The sequence below is a fragment of the Nostoc sp. CHAB 5715 genome, assembly GCF_020829685.1.
Classification (GTDB): Bacteria; Cyanobacteriota; Cyanobacteriia; order Cyanobacteriales; family Nostocaceae; genus Nostoc.
Genome location: NZ_JAIVFR010000310.1, coordinates 1 through 7,312 on the forward strand (window position 1 = coordinate 1; position 7,312 = coordinate 7,312).

General features: G+C 38.5%; 9 protein-coding genes. 2 read left to right on the top strand and 7 right to left on the bottom strand.

The window, feature by feature from the left end; genetic code table 11:
• Positions 1–81: 81 nt before the first annotated feature.
• Both LC574_RS18045 and LC574_RS18050 read right to left on the bottom strand, forming a co-directional pair.
• Positions 82–414: a hypothetical protein gene (locus LC574_RS18045; RefSeq protein ID WP_229454780.1), complete on the bottom strand. Its 333-nt coding sequence runs from the start codon at positions 412–414 to the stop codon at positions 82–84.
• 93 nt (positions 415–507) lie between these two features.
• The gene (locus tag LC574_RS18050; RefSeq protein WP_229454781.1) at positions 508–876 is read right to left on the bottom strand and encodes a hypothetical protein; all 369 of its coding nucleotides are present in this window, start codon (positions 874–876) and stop codon (positions 508–510) included.
• 94 nt (positions 877–970) lie between these two features.
• Here LC574_RS18050 and LC574_RS18055 point away from each other — a divergent pair, with 94 nt between their 5' ends.
• Positions 971–1,243, top strand: a complete 273-nt coding sequence (locus LC574_RS18055; protein ID WP_229454782.1) for a hypothetical protein — start codon at positions 971–973, stop codon at positions 1,241–1,243.
• Positions 1,244–1,305: 62 nt separating this feature from the next.
• Here LC574_RS18055 and LC574_RS18060 read toward each other — a convergent pair whose 3' ends face one another.
• From LC574_RS18060 to LC574_RS18080, 5 genes are all read right to left on the bottom strand, one after another.
• Positions 1,306–1,503 carry a hypothetical protein gene (locus tag LC574_RS18060; RefSeq protein WP_229454783.1) on the bottom strand — a complete coding sequence of 66 codons (198 nt, stop codon included), beginning with the start codon at positions 1,501–1,503 and terminating at the stop codon, positions 1,306–1,308.
• 98 nt (positions 1,504–1,601) lie between these two features.
• Entirely contained in the window at positions 1,602–1,793 is a 192-nt protein-coding gene (locus LC574_RS18065; RefSeq protein WP_229454784.1) for a hypothetical protein, read from the bottom strand.
• Positions 1,787–2,026 carry a hypothetical protein gene (locus LC574_RS18070; RefSeq protein WP_229454785.1) on the bottom strand — a complete coding sequence of 80 codons (240 nt, stop codon included), beginning with the start codon at positions 2,024–2,026 and terminating at the stop codon, positions 1,787–1,789. Before LC574_RS18070 ends, LC574_RS18065 begins: the two co-directional genes overlap by 7 nt.
• Before the next feature lie 571 nt (positions 2,027–2,597).
• Positions 2,598–2,903: a fertility inhibition FinO-like protein gene (locus LC574_RS18075; RefSeq protein ID WP_229454786.1), complete on the bottom strand. Its 306-nt coding sequence runs from the start codon at positions 2,901–2,903 to the stop codon at positions 2,598–2,600.
• A gap of 11 nt (positions 2,904–2,914) precedes the next feature.
• Positions 2,915–4,426, bottom strand: a complete 1,512-nt coding sequence (locus LC574_RS18080) for an NACHT domain-containing protein (protein ID WP_229454787.1) — start codon at positions 4,424–4,426, stop codon at positions 2,915–2,917.
• 622 nt (positions 4,427–5,048) lie between these two features.
• Here LC574_RS18080 and LC574_RS18085 point away from each other — a divergent pair.
• Positions 5,049–6,914, top strand: a complete 1,866-nt coding sequence (locus tag LC574_RS18085; protein ID WP_229454788.1) for a tetratricopeptide repeat protein — start codon at positions 5,049–5,051, stop codon at positions 6,912–6,914.
• The last annotated feature ends 398 nt before the right edge of the window (positions 6,915–7,312 follow it).

A 7,312-nucleotide genomic window follows, 5' to 3' on the forward strand; every position in this document is an offset into this window, starting at 1 on the left:
TGCCTTGTTATTATCAGCAAGTATCTCAAATTCCTATTTTATCGTATTGATTAGCTAGTTTTTGATGTTTGCATCGGCATCTTATAAGCTAGCTACAGCAAAGCTTTGATAGTTTTCGGAGATGTCTGTTTTATAAGCGATCGCTGAACTTGAAGAAAATTCATTTACGGCAACAGGTGCGGCGGAACTGATTTGGGCGATCGCTTCGGCGTATTCTTTTGGGTAAGTCCGCTCATTCGATTCGGACACAATTGCGTCTGCCAAATCAGCATTGTTTACCAGCAGCCTTTCACCATCACTGAAGGTAACAATCTGCTGATAGTTATTGGGCGCGTCTGCCTCAATCACTCCCGATTCGCCATCACGGGGATGTGATTGTGATGAAACTGTGACGACAGCTTTTTTGGGAACCAATGGTCCTGAATTGATTGCTTTTTTCGGAATGGCTTGGGGGCAACCTTCTTGGCAGCAGCCGCGAAATCTGATTCACTGGGGGACGGATTTTCTTCAAGTGCGATCGCTACCGCATTTGAGTTTTTCTGGTTCCTTGACCAGACGGAGTAATGGACGGGACTGACGCTCATTTTTGATATGTCCGCCAAATTCCTCTGCGGCAACAATTACTTTCTTTGCCCCCAGTAGTTGATTGATTCGCCGATAGCCGCCCCAGGCAGACAATTCGCTTTGGCAGTATTCTGAAAAGTTTTTATATCCAGCTTGCAGGTAAAGCTGCTGTTCCCTCATCAGGAGGATTTCATCTACCGCTTGCCACTCAAATCGGTCGATGGCGGTGAAGGTTTCCTGGATACTGGTGTTGAGGTTGCCGTAATCAAGCGTGCATAGTGCAGAAGGATTTGATATTGTTTGTGTAGTCATGAACTTACAAATTGGTTCGTGAAACTACCCTCCCCAGCGATTGTTTTCGAGGCACGCGCTGGGGGGTTTTATTTGTTATGACAATTTTGCTGGATTGTACAACCACTTCGCCCATCGCGCTTTCCAGCAATGGTGTGAAGAGGGGATGCCGGGAGATCCAAAAGAATTCTGTTATCAGGCGATCGCTAGCGTACTGAAAAACTACATCTTCTGTGCCGAATTTCAGAAAGTAGAAGGAGCGCTCGGAACTTACTGGTTCATTCAGTGGAGCTATCGCAATCCCCAATCTGATTTTGAAAGAGACGCTCTAGCTAACAGGTTTTATTCCCATTGCAGCACTACCAGAATCTACTGCGGCTTCTGCTAAACAACAGCTAATAGAAACAATTGAATGGCTCCAAAAAGAGGGTGCTGCTACAGAAACCAACCTCAAACTCTTAACTGCAATCGTCGAATCAATTCTTTGCTCGGAAGAATCATACACCAGATTTTTACAATGTGGTTTTGATGCAGCCATTGAGTTTTTCGATACCAATTCTCAAAACTGGGAATTTCAAGAATCAATGTCATCACCTCATAATCCCAGGAATTGGGATAAGTACAAGCAGCTACAACAAATACGGGCATTGTTGTCAACAACCTAGCACCGTCACTGAGTAAGGTAAAAAATGGGGCTTGAAGTACAGATATCGTTGAGTCGATTCAGTACAGAGATAGTAGCAAAATTACTCTTGGTTCTCAGATTTTCCCTGCTGTAATTGTTGTACCACTTCTACTGATAAACCAGTAATCCGAGCGACCGCTTCTACCGCTTGCAACTCAAATCGGTCTATGGCAGCGAAGGTGTCTTTGATACTGCTGTTAAGATCATCGTAATTAAGTGGCGATGTTGTTTCTTCTCTATCTAGTGTCAGCATAATTTGTACCCTGATGCTAGCCACCACGCACGAATAGTGTGGCGCACCACTAGTGTCAGCAGCGAACGCACACTAAAAGCTAATTCCACTTCTATAAAAAGTCTGACAATTTCCGCTCTAGCCAGGATATTGCTGAAATTCCCCTCTACTAGACCGCATACAAGATGTGTAACCTTACTATCTGACCCAATGCGCTCTACTACTGCGCCCTTGGGGGTTTTGCTATAAGTCATGATTTCGCCTCTGATAACTCGGTTTACAAGCTTCAGAGGGGGTTGTATCAGTTATCAGTTATCAAAGACTCTGACTGGTAACTGATAACTGTTATTCGCGCTGCTACTGCTTTTAACTACAAAATTCGGGATATTTCTTAATTAAATTTAACATTTCCCAAACTTGAAGAATTTTAATAGCCAAAATTTGCCACCAAAAATTCGACGTTCTGGTAACAACCCCTGTACAATAGGGGAAGCAGCGCGGATAAACTCAGTCGGACAATTTTTGTGGTAATCTCAGTCGCCAAACTTTAACAACCACTTATTTTGTTCCTTCGAGATCAACCCCGCTCTGAGGTTATATGAAATTTAAGATTCGTACAAAGCGCGACTCCTTAGTGGCGCTTTGTGCGTTAAATGCAGGTATTGTTGCAAATTCTTCACCTCTATCTCCTTTACGTAACTATTCAGCTTGATTTTACATAACTTGTGGTCTTTCCGTATCTAGCGAGATTCTGATTTTTTTTGTTTGACTCCTCCATATTTACCAGCGTTTGTTCCAGCTTACCCTGATTAGGTAATCGCTTTTTCAAGAAGTAGCACCTAAGGCAGAGGTCGTTTCTGCCTTGGGCTTGCGCTCGAAAACTTGTATGTTGGGTTTCTCTAACACGAAACCCTGTTCTACTTGCTGTCCAAGTTTACCTGCAATTGCTCCTACCCATTGAGAATAATTACTTGCAGCATCGGTCAGTTTCTTCCAAATCTTTGCCTTAACTGTGGCTGAAATGATTTGTCTGTCGCAGTCTAGGTCAAAATGCTGCCAACCGTTCTCTATGTCCTTAGGCTGTGGCAGTTCATTGATTTTAATTGTGATTTCTAGTTTGCCTGCAATCATAGCTACCTCTGTTAAAATGTGAGCGCTAATTCTGGTGAAGCATTAGATGTATGCACCAGTCCTGGTATATTTTTCCTAATATATTTTTTGACTATAGGTTGAAGAGTAAAACTACTTTCTTCAGAAGCAGAATCCTTAATAGTTTCAATTAAAAACTGCTTTTCCAACCCTTCCAATGCTGTAATTAAATCTGATGTTGATAACAATATTGATTTCTTTTGATTCAAACCATTTAATAAGCTAGTAAACTTAACAGGTTTTGAGTTTAAAGTTAACTCTTCTGCTATATAAATCATAATTTGTTGTTGAATTTTACTCAATAAGTAACCAAAGGCTTTATCAAGCATTGCTTGAAATTGGCTACTAAAAAGCGTAGTTCTATTTTCAAAAAACTTTTGAACACTTCCACCAAAGAAGTTGTGAATTCGGGTAACTACCGTCTTTAGCTCTAAAGGATTGCCGTAGTAAATTTTAATTAATTCGTTGCATTTTTCTTCGTCATCCAATCCTTGATCAAATAGAAGTTGCATTGCAGGATCAGTCTCTAAACCTTTTATTTTTAGATATTGAATAGGACGTCCTGCTATTATAAGATCCTCAAATTCATCAGAAAAAACTCGATTAGTGAAGAGCAAGCAGCTTTGATCCATTTCCTCTATTAATCTGCGAAAAAATAGTTTGTACTCTAGGTGTTGCTCTAAATTAGTTGTTTCAAACAAGGAATCGGATTCATCCAAGACCAAAAGACATCGGCGCGATTGCATCTGCTTGATCAATGCTGAAACCATTGCTTGAGTAAATTTAGGTGAGTCTAGCTTAGGCTCTAAAGGTTGGATTAGCTCTATTAGCTCGGCTATAAAGTCTTGAAGCAGTGGTGCATGGGCAACTGATTTCCAAATTATGCAATCAAATTTGGGTTTGGATTCTACACTAATTTCTTGTATTAGCTTTGCAGCTAATGCAGTTTTACCAATGCCTGCTACCCCTACTAACGATACGCAGCGTTGATTTATTATTAATTCTTTTAAGCAAGATAGTTCTCCTGCGCGTCCATAAAAACTTGATATGTCAGGAGGTTTACTTCCTATAATTTGTATCCAATTTTTGACAGGGGAGCTTTTTTCTTCAGTAGTAGAAGCAGATTGAGCATAATACTCTTGTGCAACTTGCTCTAAAAAATTCCGTACATTCTTTTTAGTAACTCGCTTGCCATTTCCAATTGTTTTCGTGAGTATATCCCATAACCGAGTAGCTACGCCTCGTTGTAAGTAATTGACGCTATAGGCTGAATTTTCTGCTATCTCTACAAACTCACGATTATGCCACGCTCCTCTCATAATAAGTATCTCTGGTTGAGATAAGTATCTACCTCTTTTGGCAAGCACTAAATCATTGACTATTACTAAAGTTTCATCAAAACTTACTGTCACAGAAGAGTGTTTTTGCCCTAAAAGCTCTTGTTTCTTTGAAGCAAGGGGAGAATAGACTGGTGATTTTAATATCTGGACAGCATTATAATCCATAGTTATACTCATTCTGTTGTTCGAGCGAGCGAACGAGCGACCAACCCCATACGCTTTTTCTCAATCTAACCACCAAGTTAAAGTATTAGAAATAACTCAGTGATGCTTGATTTCTCTACTTAATAGCTGTTTGCTCCAAATAGATAATAACTCAAGTCACCAATTATGCAAAGGGGACGAAAGATAGAGTAGAATCATTACTTACGTACATCTTGAAAAAGTAGTTAATAAAACTACTGCCGTCACTAGATCACAGTAGCAGTTATCAAATTGATTACTTTAAATGCTGCTGTTAAACTGCCACCGATACACAAATATTAACAACTTTCCTAGTTATTCTTTATTTTTAAGTTATAAAATATACTTTATTTATTGAAAATGCTACTCAAAATTTTAAATCTTCACTTATATTATCGTTGATAGCAAGAAAGACTAGATTTAGGGTAAGTAGTTTATATTAGCCCTTTCAAGGTGGCCAACGAAGATACGTTGTTTCAGTGCTACCATCTTGAATCCTCCGCTCAGATTTTGGGCTTTTTGAAGGTTGAAATAACCAATTCCGTTCTAAATTTCACCACCTTGAAAGGGCTAGTAGTTTATATCTGGCTATCCTCCTGCGAATGTGAGTTACTGTATAAATCCCCTATGCGAGCAACGTCAAAATCCTAAAGACATTGAAGAATGTCTTTTTTGTGGTACTTCGCTGCTAATTAATAACCGCATCCGCTTGATTAAGCCATTAAGACCGCTGAATGAAAATCCATTCACCTATACTGAAGTTTTTGAAGTGGAGGACGCTGGTACTCAATGGAATCCCGTCCGCAAGCAGCGAGTTATGAAAGTTCTGAAATTGAACTCGCCGAAACTGGTTGAGTTAATCGAGCGGGAATCTCTTAGTTTACGGTTAATCCATCATCCAAATATTCCCAAAAGTACCTTAGATGACTTTTTCACTTTTGTTCCTGTCAATAGTTCTTTAACCTTACATTGCTTGGTTATGGATAAAATCGAGGGACATAATTTAGAGCAATGGATAGAATCTAATGGGCGTATTTTGCAATCTCAAGCATTAGAATGGCTAAAAGAATTAGTTGAAATTCTTGCCGCAGTACACCGTGCTAATTTTTTTCATAGAGATATTAAACCTTCTAATATAATTCTCCAGTCAAGTGGTCAATTAGCGTTAGTGGATTTTGGTGTAGCACGGCGAGTGACTAGTACTTACTTAGCTAAAATAAGCGGAAGTGGAGGAGACAGCACGTCTAGAGGAGGAAAATATGAAATTACATCTGTTGGCACACCTCGTTACTCTCCGCCAGAACAAACTGATGGACAGGCAGTACCGCAATCAGACTTTTATGCTTTGGGTCGTACTTTTGTCCATCTACTTACTGCAATTCAACTAATCGATTTACCTACGGATAAACAGACAGGAAGATTAATATGGAGAAACAAAGCACCGCAAATTGACAAACCTTTTGCTGATTTTATTGATGAGTTGACGGCTCCTTTACCAGGGCAACGTCCGCAAAGTACTGAAGTTATCCTGCAACGGTTAAAATTACTTCCTCAGCAAAGTAAAATTTATAGAGTAACGAAGTCTAAAACGTTCAGAGTCAGCGCAGCAATTGGATTTATGATTTTGACAGTCTTCGTGACTTTCAAAGTATTATTACCATTAAGAGCTAAATATTTACTGTCTCAAGGCGAGAAGGCTGAGGCAGCAAATAATTTTCAGACCGCACAAGAGTTTTTTGACTCAGCTATAAAAATTAATCCTCAAGACAGATACACAATTTCCAAATTTTATTTTGAAAAAGGACTTCGTAGTACGAAGAGTCTAGAATTAGCTAAAAGATACTATGAATTAGCAATTAAATATAATGACACAAATGTAGAATCATATAATAATTTAGGTATTGTGTGTAAACAATTACAAAATTCTCAGTGTGTAATAGATAGTTATGAAAAGGCTTTTAAGTTAACCTCTGATAATTGGGAAGGGCATTATGGATTGGGAACTTACTACGATGAACGAATGAAATATGATTTAGCGGAGCAACAATACCAGTTAGCCATAAAAATTAATAGACAAGCGATAATTGCTATCAATAATTTATCTAGAGTAAAAATTCTACAAGGTGATTATAATACAGCAATTTCTCTTGCTCAAGAAGGACTTAAAAAAACTAAAAATCCTAGATGGCAAGCAGTTTTGTATAAAAACTTAGGTTGGGCTAAATTTGAGCAGAAGAAGTATCGGGAGGCAAGGCAATATTTAGAAAAAGCAAAAGAATTAGATATGCAGAGAACATCTATTCACTGTTTGTTGGCACAAGTACAAGAAGCTTTAGGTGATTTTGACAACTCCTGGCTTTCATGGGAAGGCTGTTTAATAACTGAATCTAGGGAACCAGAGGTTTTCATCTGGCGAGCCGAAATAATAGAAAGAATTAGACAAAAAGCTCCTAATTTAATTGAAGATTAAGCTGATTGAATTTAATAGCGTCTCAATAGTAACAAATTATTATTAAAATTTACAACCCTAAACACCTTTTTTTATCTCTCTAATTCTTGTATGCTATTAACTTGCATATAACTATATAAAACTTTTGATGCTGAGTACACACAGACAAAAGAACAAAATTGGGAGAAAAGTCTACATCTCCCAAATTTTAGTAGTTGCATCAGCGATACTTCTTCTAGGTTGGAGTAATGCGTGGGGTCAGGTAAAGCCAGAAGCAAAACGTAGGTGTAAGCCCGGATTTCTCACAAGCAGTAAAAAATCAATTTACATGACCTGATGTAAGGCTTTTTTTGATACATAATCAACTCAAGTGTAAACCGAAAGACAAATTCAGTACAAATCAATATTAATAAAGATAA

Excerpts from the sequence above, each read along its gene's own strand:
- LC574_RS18050 (WP_229454781.1), bottom strand. The coding sequence starts at position 876 with ATGACTACACAAACAATATCAAATCCTTCTGCACTATGCACGCTTGAT.
- LC574_RS18060 (WP_229454783.1), bottom strand. The coding sequence starts at position 1,503 with ATGCCCGTATTTGTTGTAGCTGCTTGTACTTATCCCAATTCCTGGGAT.
- LC574_RS18065 (WP_229454784.1), bottom strand. The coding sequence starts at position 1,793 with ATGCTGACACTAGATAGAGAAGAAACAACATCGCCACTTAATTACGAT.
- LC574_RS18070 (WP_229454785.1), bottom strand. The coding sequence starts at position 2,026 with ATGACTTATAGCAAAACCCCCAAGGGCGCAGTAGTAGAGCGCATTGGG.
- LC574_RS18075 (WP_229454786.1), bottom strand. The coding sequence starts at position 2,903 with ATGATTGCAGGCAAACTAGAAATCACAATTAAAATCAATGAACTGCCA.
- LC574_RS18080 (WP_229454787.1), bottom strand. The coding sequence starts at position 4,426 with ATGGATTATAATGCTGTCCAGATATTAAAATCACCAGTCTATTCTCCC.